Source organism: Aquimarina addita, from assembly GCF_039539305.1.
Taxonomy (GTDB): domain Bacteria; phylum Bacteroidota; class Bacteroidia; order Flavobacteriales; family Flavobacteriaceae; genus Aquimarina; species Aquimarina addita.
The window spans coordinates 1-21,379 of sequence record NZ_BAABCW010000025.1 but is presented as its reverse complement, the minus strand read 5'-3'; the positions used below and the strand labels follow the sequence as shown (position 1 = coordinate 21,379).

Genomic DNA, 21,379 nt, shown 5'->3' with positions numbered 1-21,379 from the left:
AGAAGATGTTTTCATTAACAATTTCAAAAATTATATATTAAAACAGTGTTATTTCTTAAAAGAAAAATCCCCCGTCAGTGATGCTTTAGAACTTCCTCCAATATAAACTTTAAAATCTCCAGATTCGGCTTCCCACTCTTTATTAGCTGTATAAAACTGAATAGTTTTTTCGTCAATAGAAAAAGTAACTTCTTTACTTTCACCTGCCTCCAGAGAGACTATTTTAAAGTCTTTCAACTCCTTAACCGGGCGTGTTAAACTCCCAATAAGATCTTGTATGTATAATTGCACAACCTCTTTACCCTGTTTCTTTCCTGTATTCTTAATTTTTACTGAAACATTAATATGTTTACCGGTAGAAAAAGAAAACGTATTCATTTTTATATCACTATACTCAAATGTCGTATAGCTTAACCCATGCCCAAAGGGATATAAAGCCGTATTTTTTTCATCTGTATAATGAGACCAGAACACCATTCCCTCAGCATTAGAAGGTCTCCCTGTATTTTTAGCATTATAGTAAATAGGGACTTGACCTACATGCCTGGGAAAAGACACTGGTAACTTACCAGATGGGTTATAATCTCCAAACAAAATATCTGCAATGGCATATCCGGATGCCGATCCTAAATGCCATGTTTCCAGTATTGCTGGAGCGTTTTCTGCAAGATCAGTAATGGCTAATGGACGACCATTCATTAAAACAACTACAATATTTTTATTCACTTTATATATAGCATCAAATAGTGCTTGTTGCGGTTTTGACAGTTCGATATCTACCTGACTTCTCGCTTCTCCTGATTGAAAAGCCTCTTCACCAACTGCCAACACAACTACCTCAGCATTCTTTGCTACCTCAACAGCTTCTGGAATCCCCGTGAGATCGTCTCTATTAATTTTAAGCTCTCGCACGAAGTTACGTTCACCTATGCCTACAGACACCCCTTTTGCGTATGTAATCTTTACATTGGCCGTATCCACCGCTGCTTTTATTCCTTCTAGTAATGAAATAGCAGAACCAGGAGTAACCATTCCTCGCCAACTACCCAGTGGCGTGTCTTTATCGTCTGCTAATGACCCAATAATTGCTATATTCTTTGTATTCTTAGACAACGGTAATAGATCGTTTTCATTTTTAAGTAATACAATAGATTTTCTGGCTACGTCTCTAGAAACCTCCAAATGTTCTTTAGTATAGACATCCTTTTTTTCTCTTGCCTCATCACAATATCTATAGGGATCATCAAATAATCCTAATTTAAATTTGACACCCAAAATTCTTTTTACAGCATCATCAATTAATTTGACATCAATCTTCTCTTCTTTGACAAGAACCTCCAGACCTATTTCATACGCTCTTCCTTCCATATCCATATCATTACCTGCTATAATAGCAAGCTCTGCTGCGTGTTTTCTGTCTTTTGCATACCCATGATACATCATTTCTGCAATAGAAGCCCAATCAGAAACAATAAAACCATCCCAATTCCATGTATTCTTCAAAATATCTCTTTGCAATTCTTTATGCCCTGTAGCTGGTATTCCATTTACTTCATTAAACGCACTCATCATTGTGGCAACTCCGGCATCAGCCGCAGCCTTAAAAGGAGGTAATACAGTATTATACAACTCATATTCATCAATATGCACTGTATTATAATCTCTTCCACCTTCTGCTAAACCATAAGCTGCAAAATGCTTAGCACATGCAGCTAATGTTGAACTTTTAGTAAGATCATCACCTTGAAAACCTTCAATCCTTGCCACAGCAACCTTAGCACCCAGTAAAGGATCCTCTCCTGCTCCTTCCATGATTCTACCCCATCGCGCATCTCTGGAAATATCAACCATGGGACCAAACGCCCAATTAATACCTGATGCCGTAGCTTCTTTTGCCGCTATTGCTGCAGATTTTTTAATGATCTCCATATCCCAACTTGCACTCTCCCCTAATGGAATGGGAAACAAAGTCTTGAATCCATGAATCACATCATATCCAAAAAGTAACGGAATTTTAAGTCTTGAATTTTCCATCACAGCTTTTTGTAATTCCTTTGCTCCTGCAACAGACGTTACATTAAGCATTGCTCCTACCTCTCCATTCTTGATTTTATTTAATTTTTCTGTACTTCCCACATCTGATGGAGGTCCGGTTACATCCCAACTCCCATTAAAGAGGACCAGCTGCCCTACTTTTTCTTTTAAATTCATTAAAGACAATACAGAATCTACTTTATGAGAAATCTTTGATGCATTATTAATAACTGTCTTTTGCTGAGAAAATATAACTTCTGATTGTAGAAAAAACACAGAAAAAATTACTGTAAAAATTATAAGATTATCACTTTTTTTAAGTTTCATATCTTTAAAAATTAATTCATGGACTCAGGTACATCCTGGTTCTTTATAATAGGAGTTGAAATTCAATAAAGTATAGACATCATTTTATCAGATTTATATATTTAGAGTTTTAATAATTCAATAATAGTAGGAATTGTGAACATTTTTCAGTCTTTGTTTTAATAAGATATTTTCAGAAATAAGATCAAATTCCTTATAAATTTTAAATTAAAAAGTAACTTTGTTGTAAGCACTAGCCTGCGTATAACGACATATAGATTACATATGTCTATAACTCAAAATAAATATTAGTTTATAATGTCAAAAACATATTACGATCCCTCAGATTTAAAAAAATTCGGAAAAATCACGGAATGGAGTGAAGAATTAGGTACTAAATTTTTTGATTATTATGGAAAAGTATTCGAAGAAGGTGCATTAACTGCTCGTGAAAAATCTTTGATTGCTTTGGCTGTGTCGCATACAGAGCAATGCCCTTATTGTATTGATGCCTACACTAAAGACACATTGCAGAGAGGGATAACAAAAGAAGAAATGATGGAAGCAATTCATGTAGGAGCTGCGATTAAAAGTGGAGCTACATTGGTACATGGAGTAATGATGATGAATAAAGTAAATAAATTAGAAATGTAGCGCTTCTTTACCTGTACTTTCTAATCTATTTGAGTACTTATTAAAAAGTTCCTGAAAAACAATACATGGCTTTAACTAAGACAAAACAATCTCTTCATAAACGAGATAATGAACTGGCAAATGCTAACAGGCAGTTAGAAATACTATCTAATGGTATTTTTGCAAATGGCGAGTTACCTACATTTGCAGAAAAGATTAAAGAAATTAATCAATTTCCGTTACGCCCCAAAAAATTAGAAATCCTGCAAATCAATGTAGGATATATGTGCAATCAGGTATGTGAACATTGTCACGTAGATGCAGGTCCGGATCGTAAAGAAATTATGACCAAAGAAACAATGCAACAGTGTCTGGAAGTCATTAGAACAACAGGAGCGCATACACTGGACTTAACGGGAGGTGCACCAGAAATGAACCCAAATTTTAGGTGGTTTGTAGAGGAAGCTAGTAAAGCCGGAATTGAAGATTTTATTGTGAGATCTAATCTTACGATCATAAGAGCCAATAAAAAATATTACGATCTGCCTCAGTTTTTTAAAAAACATAATGTTCACGTAATTTCATCAATGCCACACTGGACAAGAGGAAAAACGGATAAACAAAGAGGAGAAGGCGTTTTTGATATGTCTATTAAAGCATTACAAGAACTAAATGCTGTTGGCTATGGTATGCCAGACAGCAAATTACGCCTGGACTTAGTATATAATCCTTCTGGTGCTTTTTTACCTGGAGATCAAACCAGCATGGAAAAAGATTTTAAAAAAGCATTATTCGAAGATTTTGAAATACAATTTCATAACTTATTTGCCATTACTAATCTACCCATCAGTAGATTTTTGGATTATCTGATTGCTTCAGAAAATTATGAAGATTATATGTATCAGCTGGTAGAAGCATATAATCCATCCGCGGTAGCTAATGTAATGTGTACCAACACAATTTCTATAAGTTGGGATGGATGGTTATATGATTGTGATTTTAACCAAATGTTAGCGCTAAAAGTTGCCAGCAAAGTAAAACATATCAGTCAATACAATGAAGAATTATTGCAAAACAGAGATATTGTGATATCACAACATTGTTATGGCTGCACGGCTGGAGCAGGAAGTAGTTGTCAGGGAACGGTAGCTTAAACAAATTATGAAAGCTACAACAGAAAATCTTCTTCTGATATTTACCAGAAACCCAGAATTAGGAAAGTGTAAAACACGTCTGGCTGCTACCATTGGAGATCAGAAAGCATTAGATATCTACACGTTTTTATTACAACATACAGTTGCTATTACTGAAAATCTAACGGTAACTAAAGAAGTTCACTATTCTGTTAAAGTCAGAGATCAGGATCTTTGGAATACTTCAATTTATAATAAAAAACAACAACAAGGAGATGATTTAGGTGAACGTATGCAACACGCATTTGCTAATGGATTTAAAGCTGGTTATAAAAATATTATCATTATAGGAAGTGATATGTATGACCTTAATCAGAAGGATTTAGAAAATGCTTTTAATACTTTACAAACATCAGAGTATGTTATTGGTCCAGCAGAGGATGGTGGATATTATCTACTAGGTATGAAATCATTACGAGCTTCTGTATTTGCAAACAAAAAATGGGGTACATCCACTGTACTTCAGGATACTTTAAGGGATCTTTCTGATGCACATGTGAAATTATTGCCTGAAAAAAACGACATAGATTATTATGAGGATATTAAAGATATACCTGATTTTCAACAATTTTTAACCTGAGGTTGTCCTATTACTACTAGAATTAATAGCGTATAGATAGTAGTTGATTTCTATGATAATAACAAGTGGATCATTTGATAGAAAAACGTATTTTTGATAACAAAGGAAAAAATAACATCAGTTGCGGGATAATATTTGGCAGATTTTATTTCTCCAGACTAATAGAAGGCTATCAACTGATGATTCGATAACTAATAATAGAAGATTACAATAATAGATGATTAAATATATTAAAGAAACAACAGAATACTTACAAGAAAAAGGGTTCGACAATCCAGAAATAGGAATTATTTTAGGAACCGGTTTAGGTAAACTAATAGATGAAATAGAAATTCTAAACGAAGTTAGTTATAATCACATTCCTAACTTCCCTACAGCTACTGTAGAGTTTCATAAAGGGAAATTAATTTATGGAAAATTAGCTGGGAAAAAAGTAGTAGTCATGCAAGGTCGCTTTCATCTATATGAAGGATACTCATTACAGGATGTCACCTATCCTGTTCGTGTCATGAGCATGCTGGGTGTTAAAACATTATTAGTCTCTAACGCATCAGGTGCAATTAATCTGAAGTATAAAAAAGGTGAATTAATGCTTATTGATGATCATATCAATCTGCAGGGAGGTTCTCCTTTAGCTTTTAAGGGTGTAGAACAATTAGGATCTCGTTTTACAGACATGAGTGCTCCTTATGATCCGGAGATCAATGCAAAAATCCAATTGATTGCTAAACAGAACAGTATTAACTTACATACCGGAGTATATGCATCTGTCGTTGGACCTCAGTTAGAGACCAGAGCAGAATACCGCTATCTTAAAACTATTGGTGCAGATGCTGTGGGAATGAGTACGGTACCAGAAATTATAGTAGCTAATCATCTTGATCTACCTGTAGCGGCTATCTCTGTGCTAACAGATGAATGCGATCCAGACAATCTTACACCTGTAGATATTGATGAGATCATTGCAATGGCCGGTAAAGCAGAGCCTCATATGATTCTGTTATTTAAAGAGTTAATCAAGCTATTATAAAACCAGTTTTAACAATTTTACACAAACATTTTGTAGCCATTACAAAATTTCAGAAAAGATACGTACGCTACAAAAGAGAAAAAATTATATATGAGTTATTTAGATGCGACACACGATGTATACAAGGAAGCAGCTTTAACACCAGATGTAGGATTATGCTGTACAACTAATCCTATATGGGAGCTTCCGGGATTAAAAATCCCAAAGATCATGCAAGAAATGAATTATGGTTGTGGTAGTACGGTCAATGCACGTGATCTTACTAATAATCCTAAGACCTTATATGTAGGTGTTGGTGGTGGAATGGAATTGTTGCAATTCTCCTATTTCTCTCGTCAGAAAGGTGGTGTAATTGGTATTGATGTGGTTCAGGAAATGCTGGATGCTTCTCGTAAAAATTTCAAAGAAGCTGAAACACAAAATGATTGGTTTCAAAGTGATTATGTAGACCTTAGGTTTGGTGATGCATTGAATCTGCCTGTGGACGATAATAGTATTGATGTAGCAGCACAAAATTGCTTATTTAACATATTTAAAGCAGAAGATCTTAGAAAAGCCATTGAGGAAATGTATCGGGTATTAAAACCACACGGAAGACTGGTAATGAGTGATCCTACCTGCGAACAACCAATGAATGATACCCTGCGAAACGATGATCGCCTTCGTGCTTTATGCCTTAGCGGAAGTTTACCAATTGCTGAATATGTAAAAGCATTGACCGATGTAGGATTTGGGACTATTGAAATCAGAGCCAGAAAACCATACCGTATTCTGGACCCAAAACATTATGCTACAGACGAATTAATTTATATAGAATCCATAGAGGTAGCAGCCATTAAAGATCCAATGCCAAAAGATGGTCCTTGTATTTTTACAGGTAAAGCAGCCATATACTATGGTGATGAAGATTATTTTGATGATAAAAAGGGACATGTTCTTTTAAAAAATCAACCTATTGCTGTCTGCGATAAAACTGCAGGAGCATTAGCAGATTTAGGACGAAGCGATATTTTTATTAGTGAATCTACCTATCATTATGATGGTGGAGGATGTTGCTAGTCAGGGTTTGAGTGCCTCATCCAGCAGATTTCCATGTTGGGCTGAGGCTCTCAAAGCTCAACATTCAGATTAAGAGGGTCTCGCTCTTAAGGGCCTTATTCTTTATTGGTTTCTTTTTAGAGGCTGGTGTAATAGCTTCCTATATATGCATATACACCTGTGATAAAAATTAATCCTGTACATCCTCTTCCCCTAGCATAATCATCATTTCGTAGTGAATGTTCATAGCTATAAAAACACGGATCAGATCTTGGCTGTAATCATCATTGCTCAACGTATCGTATAATGCTCCCGCACTAATCGTAGGTATAATTACCAGTCCATTTGTTAATTTTTCTAAGTAGAGAGCTATCAGATCATGATCATTTTTCTTCTTCAGGCATTGTATATAGACTCCTTTAGGGTCATACGCGGTCATATGATCATATGCCTCATCTCTTATTTCATCTATAGAACCCTCTGATATATCAGGAAGGCTACTTAATAAAGTATCTTTTTTATCTTTTGCATAATACCCTTCTATTATTGATAATTTAGCTCTTGAGTTTTTAAAAAAATCTGATTCTCTTAACCGTTGTAGATCCCGGACAAATCGTAGACTCTCAAAAAAATCTGATCCTATTTTCATTTCCTTAACTTCCTTGAGATATTGTTTATAGGCACTGATACGATCAGTATCATATACAGCTATGATGTAATCCTCAAAATCAGCAGTAAGTCTATTTAATAATTGGACATCCTCTGCACTTAAACAATCTTCTAACTCATTTGCGTAGTTTGTCTCATCTGGAGGTTTACAACATATAACCGAGGTCAAGAGACACATAATTATAATTCTTTTAAAGGGACAAACAAAAGAATAGATATGCATTTACTTAAATATTTTAATTTGAATTTTTTCTGTCGACTAATGTAATAAAAATTCAGGGTTCGAAGGCCTCACCCTTCAGATTTCTACTATTGAAAAATAACTAACTTTACTTACGCGGACTGAGGCTCTCGAAGCCCACAATGCAGTAAATAGAAAAACTACATCTTATTCTTTAAGAATATAAGTACGTACAATATGTTCGGTTATTGGTTTTAATGGTACATTCTCTGTCGGATGCATCCTATCTGCTGTAAAAAGCTCTACCGTATTGTTTTTCTTATAATACCAATACAGTGGGTCTTCTTTTCCTCCTATTCCGAAAAAGGCATCGATTGTATCATTTTTTGCTTTCCTAAAATTTTCTACTATTTCCTTATCATAGACGATATCGGACTTGTCCGTTTCTCCACAGGTTGTTTTTTGATACCGATCTCCTGACCAGGTCATGCAATTCACATTACCTACAGATTTGAAATAATTGTAAATATTATTATAATTTAAAACTGCAATTATTGGCATCGCACCTAAACTAATATAAAATGCTAATTTGATATAAAATCTTTTTCTTTTTTTCTCTCCTTTTTTAGTGTCCTCCCCTTCAATTATAACATCAGGGTTATTAGTTGGAGGTACGTCTTTAATTTCTTCTACTTTTTCAACACTTGAAATCTCCAGTTCAGTCTTTTGAAATCTTGCAAATGGTCTTGGTTGAAAATCTACTAACAATGCTGAAAGATTTAGTCTTGGAGTATGGGAAGGAATAGACTTTTCTTTTAAAAAATCCGAAATAGCTTTTAGTTTTCCTGGTTTAAAGTTTTCTATTTTCTTATAACCATTTTCGTTTTCATTAAATCCAAAAAAAATTCTAATTATTTCTTGATCAGATTTCTTCTCTGTCTCTTTAAATAATTGAAGACAAGCATCCCTAATTTGAGAAGGTGTTGGGTTAGATAAGTAACCACTTAATTTACCACCCTTATTATCTCTATAAGTGACCAAAATCTGTTCGCTATAATCATCAATTCTCTTGTAACTCATATTTATTAATTAGAATTTATCGGAATTATAAGAATACATCGGAATCTTCAGAATGATCGGAATCCTTTGCTATCAGAGGGGTAAAACGGCTATACCTTTACAGAAGTTTTGAAAATGTATTGATAAGCTATCAAGACAAATGTATACAAACTAATTCAAAACTGGAAATATAAGACAGGATCTGTGAATTGATCCGGGAAGAACAATCCACTTTTTCTGTCTTTGACTTTCCAACAATTCTTCCCAAAAATAAAGAGGCGCCTCTTTTCATTTTCGTGTTGCTGTACTGGCAATTTATCCTCTGGGCTCAGACCCCGGACAGCTTCACGCTATTACAAATTTTAAAAAAGTAATATCATGAAAAGAGTAATTTTAATAGTAACTGTAATTTTATCGAACATCACATTATTCTCTTGTACAACCTCTGATTTAGCAGATGAAATTTCTGTAGAGGAATTAGCAACTGAGGGAGAGGATGAAGAAATTCTTCCTGAAGAAGATGATAATGATAACTAATAATTAAAAGGGGAAATTCCCAATACTTTTATATTTTAGAGGAATGAAACATATATATGTAGCATTCCTCTTTCTTTTTTCATCATTGTATTGCTTTTCACAAAAAACAGACTCTACATATTTGACTATACTTTCTAAAAAAAGTACAAGACTAATCAAACTTAAAAAATTAGATAGTGCTATATTTTATGCTAATGAATTATTGGATAAATCAATATTTATAAAGGATACGTTTCACCAATTAAAATCATACAATAAATTAGCTAAATATCATAGAGCTAATAATGAATATTTTAAATCCGTAAATTTCTATAATAAGTCAAAGGAGTTAAACCTTTTATTAGGAGATACAATTAAGGCTATTAATAAACTAAGATTTATTGAAAGTATTCAAAAACAATTAGGAGACTTTAATTCAAGCGAAAACACTGCTATAGAAGCGCTTCAACTTTGTGACGTATTAGACGATTCAATAACTATAAAACAAAAATTATCCTTATATAATCATTTAGGAATTGTAACAAAAGATCAATACAATTTTTCAGACGCTAAAAACTGGTACACTAATGCTCTAAAACTAAGTAATGATTCTTTAAAAATTGCAGCTATTAAAAATAATATTGCCTTAGTTGATATCAAACAAGAAAAATTTAGTAGTGCTATTAATAGTTTAGATCTAATATTAAAAAATACAAGATTTGAAAAACAAAGTAAACAAAAAGCAAGAGTAATGGATAATCTTGCTTATGCTAAATCCAAATTGAATTATTACGAAGCAGAGAAGGAGCTGAAAATAGCATTAGAATTTAGAAAAAAGATAAATGACGTTAAAGGTCAATTTGCTAGCAATATCCATTTGATTCAATATTATATTAATCGTGATCAGAATCAAAAAGCGTTACAATACGCTAAGGATGCTTATGAAATAGCATTATTAACTAACAGTGTTATTTCGAAAATTGAAGTTCTCTCATATTTGATCAGACTAGAAGATAATCCAAAAACTTTTGCCATAGAATACTACAAATTAACTGATAGTGTTAAAATTGCTCGATTACAAGCTAAAAATCAATTCGCCAAGATAAAATATGAAACAGATAATCTAAGAGAGGCTAAAATTGTTTTAGAGAAGGAAACGGCTCAAAAAGATTTAAAACTATCTCAAGAAGCATCGAAAAGGAATTTTCTTATTCTTATAACTTCTATTCTCGTGATTGGTGTGGTAATGATCATTATTAACTGGCGACAACGCATTAAAATAGCAAGTTTTAATGCAACTATCAAAACCGAAAACAGAATCTCCAAAAAAGTACACGATGAGATGGCAAATGACATTTCGGATATAAAAACATTGGTAAAAAATCATATCTCATCAACCAACCCTGCCAAAAAGCAATTAATCAATATGCTGAATACATCTTATATCAGTGCTCGCGATATTGCCACAGAAACCGGTGGGATTGTTTTTGGAGATTCTTTTGGAAAAACCCTGAAAAACTTACTGATGCAACATAATGATGACAATGTTAAGATAATCACTACAATTAATGGCATTGATCATGTCACCATTGAGGAGTATAAAAAAAATGCTATTTATAGAGCTTTACAAGAATTAATGGTCAATATGAACAAACATAGTCAGGCTACCATAGTTACGATTGCCTATAAAAAAGATGGTAAACATCACGAAATTAGATATACTGATAACGGTATTGGAACAGATACTGTTCAAAAAAACAGAGGATTACAGAATGCGGTAACACGCATGCAAGATATAGGAGGAAGCTTTAATTTTGAAACCTCTAAAGGGAATGGTTTTAAAGCCAGTCTCAAGTTTAAAGCATAAAACCCTAACTATGTTTCAAAAAATTCTAATTGCAGAAGATACCTACTCAACAAATGAGGGGTTAGAAATATCTTTAAAAGATAGCATCCCCCATATTGATACCGCACAATATTGCGATGATGCCTTACTTAAAGTTAAAAAAGCAATTCAAGATGAATTACCCTTTGAGCTATTGATCACAGACCTTTCTTTTGAAGAAAGTCATAGAGACAGGAAATTAACCTCTGGAGAAGAATTGATTGCAGCCGTAAAAAAAATACAACCGGATATTAAAATCATTGTTTTCTCTGTTGAATATCGTGTAGGTAAAATACAACATTTGCTAGAAAAATTTCAGATACATAGTTATGTTCACAAAAGCCGGGAAGACACTAAAGAAATCAAAAAAGCATTAATAAAGGTATATGAAGGTAATACCTATCTGTCACAAGATGTAGAAAAACTGCTTCATAACAGTGATAATATCGAAGATATCGAAGAGGTAGACTTATATATTTTACAGTTATTATCTCAGGGCATTCCTCAGAAAGATATCCCGGAACAGTTAAGAAAAAACAGTTTTCCTAACTATCGCCTGCGCAGTGTGCAATTACGCATCAATAAATTAAAAGAATTGTTTGAGGCCAATAGCCCTGCACATTTAATCGCTATAACTAAGGATCGAGGTTTGATTTAATTTACATTCTTATCAGCATTTATATCCCTTACGTTTTAACGCAAGGGATTCTTTTTTTATGGATGTAGGTTTGAAGTATTGTTAATTTCAAAATCTAATAAAATGGCAAATCCAAAATTTAAAATTCAGAAAAGCAGTAATGATCAATTCTATTTTAATTTACACGCACCTTATGGTCAAATAATAGCCACAAGTGAAATGTATACTACAAAACAAGGGTGTGAAAACGGAATCGAATCTGTAAAAACAAATGCACCAATTGCTGAGATAGCAGACTTGACATAACATTAGGTGCTGGAATACCAAGTAAAGTTTGTTTGGGGTAACAATCTTTATAGACCTCACAGGTTTCTAAAACGGTGAGGTCTTCTGTTTTTAAGGGTGTTTTTAGCCACTGCGCAAAACCGCAAGGGATTACTCCCTTTTTGAGGTAAGTTTGAATAATATTAATCTTAAAATAAAAATTATGGAATACAAAGTAGTCCCATTTGTTGCTTCAATTGGAAAAAAGGAGACCTCAGAGGTTGTAGCTAAACAATTAGAAAGATTAATTGGTATTCATGTGATTCAGGGTTGGAAGTATATTAGACTTGAAAGTGTTACTACCTATGTGCAACCCGATAATGGTTGTTTTGGCTTTGGTGGTAAACCCGGTTTCACAACATCCAGACAGATGGTAGTTTTTGTAAAAGAATAGATCAGCTATGAAAATCATTTTACTTTTAATCATAAAATTATATTGGCACATTATTCCAGCATCAAAAAGAAGAAGATGCATTTTTAGAAAATCTTGCTCCAATTACGTATATGAACATACCATAAATGAAGGATTCAAAGCAGGAATTCGAGCATTTAATTTTAGATATCAAAATTGTAGAGGTACTTATGAGGTTTTTAAAAATCCTTTAATTAATGAATTACAGGTAAAACTACCCAATCAACAAATCATTGATAAAGAAGAAATAGCTAAAAGTCTTATCGATGAAATAACAAAAGTAATTTAAAATGAAAAATTATTTTAATCATATATTAATAGTATTAGTATTAATAACAAGTTTATTACCTATCTCTTGCTCCACCACCTGTGAAGATTCTGACATAGAAATCCTGGACCCTAATTCTTCTGGTTGCAGAGATACCAATTGTGCAAACTATACCTCTCAAGTCGCTGCTCAAGCTGCTTTTGATGCGGATCCGGAATGCAGAAATGATTTAGACAGAGACAAGGATGGTATTGCATGCGAAGAACCTGGTAATAGCGTAAAAACCTGTGCTTCTACATCTAATTGTGGATGTTCTAATAAACCAAAAGCGGAGTGTGAAGGTGATCCTTGCTGCAAATGGGTTGTCGGAGAAGGATGTGAGTGTAGTTGAATTAATTTAAAAAATTAGAAAGTATGAAAAATATTATATCATTCACACTCCCGCTTTTAATTCCAATTATATTCTTTGGTCAAGAAGTTAAAGAACACCAAACAAAAATCAATGAATTTATATCAAAAAAAGGTGCAATAATTCGTTTCGAAGACTTGAAACTCCCAAACATAAAATCCGCATATGAATTTGCTGAATCTAGAATTCGAAAAATCGAAATTAGTGATGAAAAAGGATTATTTCTTCAAATATCAATTAGTGGCAAATATGATACAAAAACCTCTTCCATTTCATATGAAGATCTTATAGAAATACAAAATGCGATGGGTGTTTTGCAAAAGCTTGCACAAAACGATTTAAGCACCGAATTAGATTATATAGAAAATAAATACACTACCAAAGACGAATTCATAATAGGCTATTACGTTAGTAAAAACAAATTAAATTGGTACATGAAGATTGAAGGAAGTAGTTTATTTTCCAAAAATTCAGAAGTGTTTCAGCAAGCCTTTAATCTGGCAAAAGACAAAATGGAATCTCTTAAATAAAAACATCATTGTAATCTAATAAAAGTTTGAAAAAATATACTAAACTATATCATTTGTAATTAAAAAATCATGAAAAAAATAATACTTCTAGCAATAATATTTATATGCTTCGTCTTCTATTGTTCTTCTCCAGATAAAAATAACACTGATTATGTATCTACTATGAGTGATCAATCAGATAGACTAGACAGTCTTTTTCAAAACGATAACAATCAAAGTCAAGAAATGACAAAAGATATTAATAATGTTAACCCTACCTCAAGCACAAAGAATTATTATATCGCGAAAAGCGCTAGACAATTCAAAAATAGATTCAATCAATTTTGTATAGAAACTAATTCTTCTATTAGATTAGTAAATGTGAACATAAATAAAGGAGAAATTAATAATACATTTCAGTATATGTTCAACAAAAATTTAGGGATATTCGGATCAATTAATAAAAGTGATAATACATTATTGGAAGTTACAATGGTAGGCCAAGGAGATGGTAGTGTAAGTTCTGGAGTAGACATTATTTTAACAATGAGCGGGATCATAAGTAGTATACAACCGGATCTAAGCCCTAATCAAAGGGCAGGCATACTTAAAAAGTTAGGTTTTTTAGACGATAAAACTGACATATTAAATTTAGAACGTAACACTGTAATAGGTAATATAAAATACTGGGTTGGTTCTAGTAAATATACAGGAATAATGTTTGGAGCATCAAATATAAATAATAAATAGTATTTCATTATGGAACTACAAAACCAACTCAAAGCACTTGCCGATAAGATCGAGCAGCTTAAAGATAAAATAGAGACAGAAGAATCTACAAAACACGCCTTTGTATTACCTTTTATCAATCTCTTAGGATATGATAGCTTTAACCCTACAGAGGTAGTACCAGAATTCACTGCGGATCTGGGATTAAAAAAAGGCGAAAAAGTTGATTACGCTATTTTTCAGCATCAGGATCCTATATTAATTATAGAATGTAAAAACTGGAAAGAAGATCTCAATATTCACAACTCTCAACTTTTTAGATATTTTCACGTAACTAAAACTCGTTTTGCACTCTTAACAAACGGAATTGAATACAGATTCTACACAGATCTGGAAGAAGCAAATAAGATGGATGAAAAGCCCTTTCTGGAATTTAAAATCACCCACCTTAAAGAAAATATCATTCCTGAAATTGCCAAATTCCATAAATCTCATTTTGATATTGATAAAATTGTTGATAATGCTAGCTCTTTAAAATATACAAAAGAAATTAGAAAATTAATCCATACTGAGCTGAATAGCCCTACACACGAGTTTGTACGTCTGTTTGCTAATCAGGTATATTCTGGCAGGTTGACCGAAAGGGTTATGGAAGATTTTACCGATTTAGTACGTAAAGCATTTAATCAAACCATTAGTGAAAATGTAAATGATCGTCTTAATGCTGCGCTCAATAAAGAATCAGAAAAACAACACGAAGAAATTGAAGAATTCGAGGAAGAAACAAGTAAAATCATTACGACAGAAGAGGAACTAGAAGCGTATAGAATCATTGTAGCAATTCTAAGACGTAAAATCTCCTCAGATCGAATTGTGCATCGCGATACACAATCCTATTTTGGTATTTTATTAGATGATAATAATCGTAAACCTATTTGCAGACTTCATCTGGATGGTACTAAAAAATACATGAGTCTATTTGATAGAGATAAAAATATCCATAGAGAAGATATTGAGACTATAGATGATATCTATAATTTCGAAAAACAATTACTCAATACGATCGATAATTATGAAGAAACAAAAGCTAATATTGAATAATCATGGCATTAAAAACCTACTTCTGTTAGGTCTTTTGATTATGGCATCTTATCAATGTAATTCGCAAAGTATTGAAACTAATCTGTATATAAAAGAGGAATTGATAAAGCAACGAGATGATTTATTAAAACAAGCTCAGGAGGTTCAACAAAGAATTGATGCCATAGATAAAAAGTTAGGCACGGCTACATATCCTGCATCTAATACCGAGTACCTTACTAAATCAGTTAATTATAGCTCTAAGAACAACTTCTCTGGTTCAGTCAAGAATACAACTCCTACAAAGAAATCATACCGATCCAGTACCTCTAAAAAGTATATAAGGGGATCCAGAGGTGGTTGTTATTATATCAATTCTAAGGGTAATAAATCATATGTAGATCGTAGCCTCTGTAATTAAATAGGATACCCTATATTTAATCAACTTATAATCAACCCGTTTTATGAAACACATCCTGGTTATTCTTTTATATTCTATGCTTTTTTTATCCTTTTCATTGGTTAAAAATCTACCTAATGAGTTTACTGCAAAAGTAATTGGAGTAAAAGATGGAGATACTATTGAAGTACTCTATAAAAAAGAACCTGTTATTATAAGGCTGGAACATATTGACTGCCCAGAAAAAAAACAGGCATTCGGGCAAAAAGCAAAACAATTTACTGCTGATTTTTGTTTTGGTAAAAAAGTAAAAGTGATTTCCAAAGGGAAATTTGATCGATACAGAAGATTAATTGCTGTGGTAACTTATAAGGATAAAATATTAAATAAAGAATTAGTCAGTAATGGTTATGCATTGCACTTTAAAAAATATTCTAAAGACACATCGTATACAATATTAGAAGAGCAGGCTAAGCTAAAAAAGAAAGGAATGTGGTCGCAAGAAGAATCTATTGCCCCATGGATATATCGTAAACGAACCTCAAAAAAAGACACACTACAGAAGCTATAAATTACGTAAAACTATAATCAATGAAATACCTATTACTAATACCCTGTATCTATCTATTCACTATATCGGGATTTTCTCAGGAGAACAAAACAGAGGATCCTTTAAAAAAATCAATATGCAAAAATGAAGTTTTTATCTGTAATAGTACAGGAAGTAAAGCTTATCATTATTCTAAAGAATGTAAAGGATTAAATCGTTGTAATGATACCATCAAAAGTATCTGTAGAGAAAAGGCTGAAAAAAAATTTGGAAGACTTCATTGCGGATACGAAAGTAAACCTACTCAATGATTACAAATAATTGATAAGAAGATTAAATATCTTAAAATAGTATCTAAAATTAAGATATAATTTCTTCTTTACCAGCAAGTTTTCTGGACCAGGAAATTGCATCGGTCAGGTTTTCAAAACTTTTAATCCGGTTTTTCATAAAAAGTTTTTCTACTATAGTATTCAGCGCCCCTCTGGAGGTATAACTTATAATAGCATATGCTTTCAGTCTAAAATCACTTTTATAAAATTTTAACCAATCACTTGGTTTTACTGCATATGCATGAACACGGTTTGTGATATAAACGAGATCCTTACCATTATTTTCATATAAACTGGATATTTCTTCTACAATGACTTTAGCATGATGCTCCCAGGTAAATACAACGCCTTCATTCACTTCACCCACAATAAAATTTTCAAATAAATAAAAATTTCCGAACGGGTAATTCAATTCTTGTATCGCTTCATGATAAAATGGAGAATTCTTTACATATTCCATGTACTAAATTTATTACAATCTATATTCCTTAGTATCAAATATAGCTTATATTTTTATATAATTGTCGACTAAATAGCACAAATAATCGATTAAGTGAATAAAAGTTTACGAATCATATAAAAAATTAAGATACTTGTAAGGTATCTAATAAGTTACTGACTAAGTCCACAATTTGGATTAGTACTTATTAATAATTATAAAATTACTAATCTCGAAATACATTATAAATAGTATATTCATCAAGTAAATATCTTAAAACAAAAAATATGAAGGCCCCAAAAATTACTTTTCTTTTTATCATCTTATCTTTTTTTTCATTAACCGCAAAATCACAACAGGCATTTGATCATTCTATATGGGATCGGGCGTTATTATTAAATGTATCACCTGATGGAAAAGTTAACTATGATGGTTTTATGAGAGATAGCTCATTACTTTATTCTTACTTTCTCGAATTATCTAAAAACCCGCCTACAGCATCCTGGAGCAAAGATGAAACCTTAGCATATTGGATTAACGCGTATAATGCATATACTATAAAATTAATCATTGATAGTTACCCAATCAAAAGTATTAAAGACATTGATGATCCATGGAAAAAAGAGTTTTTTAAAATCAATGGAGAATGGTATAGTCTTAATGACCTGGAGCATAAGATTTTGAGAAAAATGAATGATCCAAGAATCCATTTTGCAATTAACTGTGCATCTTTTTCTTGTCCTATTGTTTGGAATCAGGCATTTACGGGAGATAATGTTGATGAGGCGCTACATACATTAACTAAAAATTTTATCAATGATCCTCAACGTAATAAAATTACAAATGATACGGTAGAGGCATCAAAAATATTTCTTTGGTATAAAAAAGATTTTAAAATTAATGGAGGAGATGTTGCCGATTTTATAAATAAATATGCTGATATCAAAATTGACAAACAATCTAAGAAAGGATATATGGATTATAATTGGAGTTTAAATGAGTAATTTTGGCTCCATAGAAAAAACCATAACAATTGAAAATATCAATAATCATTCCTACCTTAAACGAAGCAGCTACTATTAGTAAGCTGCTTTCGCATTTAATCAACATGTGTAGTGCAGAAGATCTTATTAAAGAAATTTTAATCGTGGATGGTGGCAGTATCGATGGAACTCAGGATATTATACACAGTTTTTCTGTACAACAGGACATAACTATCAGGTTTATATCTTCTGAAAAAGGAAGAGCTAAACAAATGAATACCGGAGCAAAAGAGACCACATCAGAGATTCTTTATTTCTTACATGCAGATAGTTTTCCTCCACCGGCATTTGACCAGTTAATTGTAACTAAAGTTAAAAATGGTGATGCTGCAGGATGTTTTAGAATGAAATTTGACCATAACCACTGGTGGTTAAAAATAATAGGATGGTTTACACAATTTAGCGGCAGAGCTTGTAGAGGTGGAGATCAAAGTCAATTTATTACTAAAAACTTATTTGAAGAATTAGGAGGCTTTAATGAATCTTATATCATTTATGAGGATCATGACCTAATTAACAGGCTATACGCACGAAATCAATTTGTAGTCATTCAGGAATGGTTAATAACCTCTGCCAGACGTTACCTTGATCATGGAATCTGGACTTTACAATTTCATTTTCTAACGATTTATATAAAAAAATGGAGAGGTGCCGGACCAGAAGATTTATACCAATATTACAAAGAAAATATAGCTAAATAAACGCACTACACTTGACACTAGATTACATGGCGTTTTCTTAATTTATGTTAAACTTTATTTTTTTAGATCCTCCCATGAAATTATTACATAAAGTTTGCGACTCTAGATGATCACGAGAGAAGTGAGTACAAAACTAACTACATATCAAAAATTAAGAACACATGAAAAAAAATGCAATTACACTAGTAGCTTTTATATTTGTAGCTTTTGGGTATAGTCAGGATGCAAAGCAATTGATCTCTGAAATGATGGATGCTATTGGAGGAAAAGAAAATTTTTATGCAAAAGGTAATGTCACTTATGGATATGAATATAATGATCCAAAAGCAAAGACCAGTCTAAAAAGTCAGGAGACCTATATGTTTGATGGAGAACGATCACACGCTGATTATTCTACTCATAGCATGCTAGGAGGAACAGAAAAAAAAGTAGTAGAAGGATATGATGGATCCAATGCCTGGGTTACTCTGGATGGAGTAGTTTCTACAGATGAAAAAGCTAATGGAATTGCCCGGTTTTTAAGAAAAACAAATTACTATTGGTTTACGATGTTCTTCAAATTATTGGATGAAGGTGTCAATCAGGAATTTATCGGTACTAAAACAGTAGATGAGAAAGAGTATAATCTGGTAAAAATAACGTTTGGCGATAAAGTGGGTGATGCTCAGGATACTTATGTATTATATATAAATAAGGAAACAAAAATGATTGATCAGTTTCTATTTACTATTGTTGCTTTTGGAGTGACGGAACCTAAACTGATGACTTTTGAATATGAAACTGTAGATGGAATTAAAATTGCCACCAAAAGAAAATACGCATCTGCTAATTGGGAGGGGAAAATAATAAGTAAAGACTATGCCACCACTAATTGGACAAATATCAAATTTAACACTGCTATTGATCCATCTCTGTTTACAAAGAAATAATTGTTTATAAAAACATATCAATGTATCAAACGCTTCTTTTATAAAGAGGCGTTTTTTTATGTATTTATTTCTAACTATAATTTACTTGATAACTAATATTGTTCTACCCTTATAAATTAATAACTTTTATAAAGATCGAAAATAAAAAAATCAATCCCACACATCTTGTTCTTTGGCATATTATGATAATCAAAAAAGCATTTTAAATGATGTCCTTCACAAACATATTATTTTTTTAATCGTTGGTCAAACCAATCAATTAGCAGTTCATTCAGTTCATTTTTATAATTGGTAAAATAGTGATCAGTTTCATATTTTTTCAACTCAAAGTCGTATCCTATCGCAGTCAACTCAATTGCTATTTTTTCTGCATGTTCCGGATTTACTCTTTTGTCATTTGTTCCACACAAAATTAGCAGACTACTTTTCTTATCCAATTCATCAGCCCAATACACTACAGAACGCTTTTTTAGTTCTAATGCTCTATTTTTCCAGTAATCTGGAATACACTCGGCAAAATCATGGGTCTCCATCTTAGGTCTATCTCTTGCAATATCAAATAAGTCTGATGGACCATTACCTACAATTGCAGTTTTTATCATATCTGATTTCTGAAGCGCTATATAAGTCATCATCCCACCTCTGGACCACCCTAACATTCCAATACACTCTGAATCAGCTTTGTCAATTTCTTTTACGGTTTCAGTTAAATTTAGTACATCATTGATTTCTGCCCCACCAAATTCATCTTGGGCTCTATAATTACTACCTATGATTACATACCCTTGTTCAGCTAATTTAGAAGTATACATGACCAAAGTTCCAATAGTTAGTCTACCAAAATCCCTGTTTCCTCCACGATTAAAAATGACAACGGGATGCTCTCCCTCTTTTTTGGGTTCCACAATAATTCCTTGTACCTGGTGATCATCACTTTGGTAAATGATATCATAGAAATTTAACTTATTTACATGTTCAAAATCCGGATGTAATTCATTCTCTTGAGAGATTCTATCCCAAATTAGTGTTTTAGAAAGATCTACCTGCTTTTTGGATATAATTTTTCCGTTTTGAGCAAACCCAATACTCATAGATAAACAGAACATTAGAAATTGTAATTGTGGGTTCATTGATTGGGTATTACGTACTGAAAGTATCTTGCGATAAATTTTTTTTTCGTTCAACATTGGTATTATTCAACAGCTCCATTGTTATCATAAGCTTTGATTTTTTGAAGATCAAACAATATTGTCATTGTAATTAAAAGCTAAACTACCTTAAATTTTCCATTTTTCTTACAGAAAATAGTAAGCGCTTTTTTTGACACTGACCATACTTGAATACATCATAAAGCTTACATCAAAAAAGAGGCTGTCTAAAAAGTAATTTAGGCAGTCTTTTTATTTTGTATATTTTCAGATTTTAATTGTTAATTGTAAATTTTAGCGAAGATTTATGGGATTTTATAAAAGCAAGTTAGCTTTTATAAGGCT

At 32.4% G+C, this 21,379-nt stretch carries 26 protein-coding genes; 21 read left to right on the top strand and 5 right to left on the bottom strand.

The genetic code is table 11. The annotated features are described in order from the left end of the window. Positions 1–48: 48 nt before the first annotated feature. Positions 49–2,361: a beta-glucosidase BglX gene (bglX, locus tag ABD816_RS19860; protein ID WP_344930388.1), complete on the bottom strand. Its 2,313-nt coding sequence runs from the start codon at positions 2,359–2,361 to the stop codon at positions 49–51. Positions 2,362–2,658: 297 nt separating this feature from the next. On the opposite strand from bglX, the gene ABD816_RS19855 reads away from it, so the two are divergent. The 5 genes from ABD816_RS19855 (at position 2,659) to arsM (ending at position 6,835) form a co-directional block, all read left to right on the top strand. Further along, a complete protein-coding gene (locus tag ABD816_RS19855) occupies positions 2,659–2,994 on the top strand; it encodes an arsenosugar biosynthesis-associated peroxidase-like protein (RefSeq protein WP_344930387.1) in 336 nt (111 codons plus the stop codon). 65 nt (positions 2,995–3,059) lie between these two features. After that, positions 3,060–4,127: an arsenosugar biosynthesis radical SAM (seleno)protein ArsS gene (gene arsS, locus ABD816_RS19850; protein WP_344930386.1), complete on the top strand. Its 1,068-nt coding sequence runs from the start codon at positions 3,060–3,062 to the stop codon at positions 4,125–4,127. Positions 4,128–4,134: 7 nt separating this feature from the next. Continuing rightward, positions 4,135–4,746 carry a TIGR04282 family arsenosugar biosynthesis glycosyltransferase gene (locus ABD816_RS19845; protein WP_344930385.1) on the top strand — a complete coding sequence of 204 codons (612 nt, stop codon included), beginning with the start codon at positions 4,135–4,137 and terminating at the stop codon, positions 4,744–4,746. 217 nt (positions 4,747–4,963) lie between these two features. Further along, positions 4,964–5,776 carry a purine-nucleoside phosphorylase gene (locus tag ABD816_RS19840; protein WP_344930383.1) on the top strand — a complete coding sequence of 271 codons (813 nt, stop codon included), beginning with the start codon at positions 4,964–4,966 and terminating at the stop codon, positions 5,774–5,776. Positions 5,777–5,866: 90 nt separating this feature from the next. After that, positions 5,867–6,835: an arsenosugar biosynthesis arsenite methyltransferase ArsM gene (gene arsM, locus ABD816_RS19835; RefSeq protein ID WP_344930381.1), complete on the top strand. Its 969-nt coding sequence runs from the start codon at positions 5,867–5,869 to the stop codon at positions 6,833–6,835. A gap of 169 nt (positions 6,836–7,004) precedes the next feature. Here the strand turns inward: arsM and ABD816_RS19830 are convergent, their stop codons facing one another. Next, positions 7,005–7,661, bottom strand: coding sequence for a hypothetical protein (locus tag ABD816_RS19830; protein ID WP_344930379.1), 657 nt, complete (start codon positions 7,659–7,661; stop codon positions 7,005–7,007). Positions 7,662–7,871: 210 nt separating this feature from the next. Beyond that, complete coding sequence (locus tag ABD816_RS19825; RefSeq protein ID WP_344930376.1) at positions 7,872–8,744, bottom strand: hypothetical protein; 873 nt, start codon at positions 8,742–8,744, stop codon at positions 7,872–7,874. Between the two features lie 357 nt (positions 8,745–9,101). Between ABD816_RS19825 and ABD816_RS19820 the strand changes: the two genes are divergently transcribed. The 13 genes from ABD816_RS19820 to ABD816_RS19760 all read left to right on the top strand — a co-directional run bounded on the left by ABD816_RS19820 (position 9,102) and on the right by ABD816_RS19760 (position 16,753). Further along, complete coding sequence (locus tag ABD816_RS19820; RefSeq protein ID WP_344930375.1) at positions 9,102–9,260, top strand: hypothetical protein; 159 nt, start codon at positions 9,102–9,104, stop codon at positions 9,258–9,260. A gap of 43 nt (positions 9,261–9,303) precedes the next feature. Beyond that, entirely contained in the window at positions 9,304–11,106 is a 1,803-nt protein-coding gene (locus ABD816_RS19815; protein ID WP_344930373.1) for a tetratricopeptide repeat-containing sensor histidine kinase, read from the top strand. 10 nt (positions 11,107–11,116) lie between these two features. After that, entirely contained in the window at positions 11,117–11,782 is a 666-nt protein-coding gene (locus ABD816_RS19810) for a response regulator transcription factor (protein WP_344930372.1), read from the top strand. Positions 11,783–11,884: 102 nt separating this feature from the next. Beyond that, a complete protein-coding gene (locus ABD816_RS19805) occupies positions 11,885–12,067 on the top strand; it encodes a YegP family protein (RefSeq protein ID WP_344930370.1) in 183 nt (60 codons plus the stop codon). A gap of 181 nt (positions 12,068–12,248) precedes the next feature. After that, positions 12,249–12,479: a hypothetical protein gene (locus ABD816_RS19800; protein WP_344930368.1), complete on the top strand. Its 231-nt coding sequence runs from the start codon at positions 12,249–12,251 to the stop codon at positions 12,477–12,479. A gap of 7 nt (positions 12,480–12,486) precedes the next feature. Further along, positions 12,487–12,786: a membrane protein insertion efficiency factor YidD gene (yidD, locus tag ABD816_RS19795; protein ID WP_344930366.1), complete on the top strand. Its 300-nt coding sequence runs from the start codon at positions 12,487–12,489 to the stop codon at positions 12,784–12,786. A 1-nt stretch (position 12,787) separates the two neighbouring features. Further along, complete coding sequence (locus tag ABD816_RS19790; RefSeq protein ID WP_344930364.1) at positions 12,788–13,156, top strand: excalibur calcium-binding domain-containing protein; 369 nt, start codon at positions 12,788–12,790, stop codon at positions 13,154–13,156. A 23-nt stretch (positions 13,157–13,179) separates the two neighbouring features. After that, positions 13,180–13,704, top strand: a complete 525-nt coding sequence (locus ABD816_RS19785) for a hypothetical protein (RefSeq protein WP_344930362.1) — start codon at positions 13,180–13,182, stop codon at positions 13,702–13,704. Between the two features lie 69 nt (positions 13,705–13,773). Continuing rightward, positions 13,774–14,433, top strand: a complete 660-nt coding sequence (locus tag ABD816_RS19780; protein ID WP_344930361.1) for a hypothetical protein — start codon at positions 13,774–13,776, stop codon at positions 14,431–14,433. Positions 14,434–14,442: 9 nt separating this feature from the next. Continuing rightward, entirely contained in the window at positions 14,443–15,513 is a 1,071-nt protein-coding gene (locus tag ABD816_RS19775) for a type I restriction endonuclease (RefSeq protein ID WP_344930360.1), read from the top strand. Beyond that, positions 15,485–15,913 carry a hypothetical protein gene (locus ABD816_RS19770; protein WP_344930357.1) on the top strand — a complete coding sequence of 143 codons (429 nt, stop codon included), beginning with the start codon at positions 15,485–15,487 and terminating at the stop codon, positions 15,911–15,913. The genes ABD816_RS19775 and ABD816_RS19770 overlap by 29 nt, the downstream gene beginning before the upstream one ends. A gap of 43 nt (positions 15,914–15,956) precedes the next feature. Continuing rightward, positions 15,957–16,463: a thermonuclease family protein gene (locus ABD816_RS19765; RefSeq protein ID WP_344930355.1), complete on the top strand. Its 507-nt coding sequence runs from the start codon at positions 15,957–15,959 to the stop codon at positions 16,461–16,463. A 20-nt stretch (positions 16,464–16,483) separates the two neighbouring features. Further along, entirely contained in the window at positions 16,484–16,753 is a 270-nt protein-coding gene (locus ABD816_RS19760; RefSeq protein WP_344930354.1) for a hypothetical protein, read from the top strand. Positions 16,754–16,802: 49 nt separating this feature from the next. Here the strand turns inward: ABD816_RS19760 and ABD816_RS19755 are convergent, their stop codons facing one another. After that, complete coding sequence (locus ABD816_RS19755; protein ID WP_344930353.1) at positions 16,803–17,234, bottom strand: hypothetical protein; 432 nt, start codon at positions 17,232–17,234, stop codon at positions 16,803–16,805. 266 nt (positions 17,235–17,500) lie between these two features. On the opposite strand from ABD816_RS19755, the gene ABD816_RS19750 reads away from it, so the two are divergent. From ABD816_RS19750 to ABD816_RS19740, 3 genes are all read left to right on the top strand, one after another. Next, positions 17,501–18,217: a DUF547 domain-containing protein gene (locus ABD816_RS19750; RefSeq protein WP_344930351.1), complete on the top strand. Its 717-nt coding sequence runs from the start codon at positions 17,501–17,503 to the stop codon at positions 18,215–18,217. Positions 18,218–18,246: 29 nt separating this feature from the next. Continuing rightward, on the top strand, positions 18,247–18,957 hold the full coding sequence (locus ABD816_RS19745; protein ID WP_344930350.1) for a TIGR04283 family arsenosugar biosynthesis glycosyltransferase: 711 nt from the start codon (positions 18,247–18,249) through the stop codon (positions 18,955–18,957). Positions 18,958–19,118: 161 nt separating this feature from the next. Beyond that, positions 19,119–19,886, top strand: coding sequence for a DUF6503 family protein (locus ABD816_RS19740; protein ID WP_344930348.1), 768 nt, complete (start codon positions 19,119–19,121; stop codon positions 19,884–19,886). 227 nt (positions 19,887–20,113) lie between these two features. On the opposite strand, the gene ABD816_RS19735 is transcribed toward ABD816_RS19740, so the two are convergent. After that, the gene (locus ABD816_RS19735) at positions 20,114–21,016 is read right to left on the bottom strand and encodes an alpha/beta hydrolase family protein (protein ID WP_344930346.1); all 903 of its coding nucleotides are present in this window, start codon (positions 21,014–21,016) and stop codon (positions 20,114–20,116) included. Between the last annotated feature and the right edge of the window lie 363 nt (positions 21,017–21,379).

Bases quoted from the DNA above. Each gene is read 5' to 3' on its own strand.
- bglX (WP_344930388.1), bottom strand. From the start codon at position 2,361: ATGAAACTTAAAAAAAGTGATAATCTTATAATTTTTACAGTAATTTTT.
- ABD816_RS19855 (WP_344930387.1), top strand. From the start codon at position 2,659: ATGTCAAAAACATATTACGATCCCTCAGATTTAAAAAAATTCGGAAAA.
- arsS (WP_344930386.1), top strand. From the start codon at position 3,060: ATGGCTTTAACTAAGACAAAACAATCTCTTCATAAACGAGATAATGAA.
- ABD816_RS19845 (WP_344930385.1), top strand. From the start codon at position 4,135: ATGAAAGCTACAACAGAAAATCTTCTTCTGATATTTACCAGAAACCCA.
- ABD816_RS19840 (WP_344930383.1), top strand. From the start codon at position 4,964: ATGATTAAATATATTAAAGAAACAACAGAATACTTACAAGAAAAAGGG.
- arsM (WP_344930381.1), top strand. From the start codon at position 5,867: ATGAGTTATTTAGATGCGACACACGATGTATACAAGGAAGCAGCTTTA.
- ABD816_RS19830 (WP_344930379.1), bottom strand. From the start codon at position 7,661: ATGTGTCTCTTGACCTCGGTTATATGTTGTAAACCTCCAGATGAGACA.
- ABD816_RS19825 (WP_344930376.1), bottom strand. From the start codon at position 8,744: ATGAGTTACAAGAGAATTGATGATTATAGCGAACAGATTTTGGTCACT.
- ABD816_RS19820 (WP_344930375.1), top strand. From the start codon at position 9,102: ATGAAAAGAGTAATTTTAATAGTAACTGTAATTTTATCGAACATCACA.
- ABD816_RS19815 (WP_344930373.1), top strand. From the start codon at position 9,304: ATGAAACATATATATGTAGCATTCCTCTTTCTTTTTTCATCATTGTAT.
- ABD816_RS19810 (WP_344930372.1), top strand. From the start codon at position 11,117: ATGTTTCAAAAAATTCTAATTGCAGAAGATACCTACTCAACAAATGAG.
- ABD816_RS19805 (WP_344930370.1), top strand. From the start codon at position 11,885: ATGGCAAATCCAAAATTTAAAATTCAGAAAAGCAGTAATGATCAATTC.
- ABD816_RS19800 (WP_344930368.1), top strand. From the start codon at position 12,249: ATGGAATACAAAGTAGTCCCATTTGTTGCTTCAATTGGAAAAAAGGAG.
- yidD (WP_344930366.1), top strand. From the start codon at position 12,487: ATGAAAATCATTTTACTTTTAATCATAAAATTATATTGGCACATTATT.
- ABD816_RS19790 (WP_344930364.1), top strand. From the start codon at position 12,788: ATGAAAAATTATTTTAATCATATATTAATAGTATTAGTATTAATAACA.
- ABD816_RS19785 (WP_344930362.1), top strand. From the start codon at position 13,180: ATGAAAAATATTATATCATTCACACTCCCGCTTTTAATTCCAATTATA.
- ABD816_RS19780 (WP_344930361.1), top strand. From the start codon at position 13,774: ATGAAAAAAATAATACTTCTAGCAATAATATTTATATGCTTCGTCTTC.
- ABD816_RS19775 (WP_344930360.1), top strand. From the start codon at position 14,443: ATGGAACTACAAAACCAACTCAAAGCACTTGCCGATAAGATCGAGCAG.
- ABD816_RS19770 (WP_344930357.1), top strand. From the start codon at position 15,485: ATGAAGAAACAAAAGCTAATATTGAATAATCATGGCATTAAAAACCTA.
- ABD816_RS19765 (WP_344930355.1), top strand. From the start codon at position 15,957: ATGAAACACATCCTGGTTATTCTTTTATATTCTATGCTTTTTTTATCC.
- ABD816_RS19760 (WP_344930354.1), top strand. From the start codon at position 16,484: ATGAAATACCTATTACTAATACCCTGTATCTATCTATTCACTATATCG.
- ABD816_RS19755 (WP_344930353.1), bottom strand. From the start codon at position 17,234: ATGGAATATGTAAAGAATTCTCCATTTTATCATGAAGCGATACAAGAA.
- ABD816_RS19750 (WP_344930351.1), top strand. From the start codon at position 17,501: ATGAAGGCCCCAAAAATTACTTTTCTTTTTATCATCTTATCTTTTTTT.
- ABD816_RS19740 (WP_344930348.1), top strand. From the start codon at position 19,119: ATGAAAAAAAATGCAATTACACTAGTAGCTTTTATATTTGTAGCTTTT.
- ABD816_RS19735 (WP_344930346.1), bottom strand. From the start codon at position 21,016: ATGAACCCACAATTACAATTTCTAATGTTCTGTTTATCTATGAGTATT.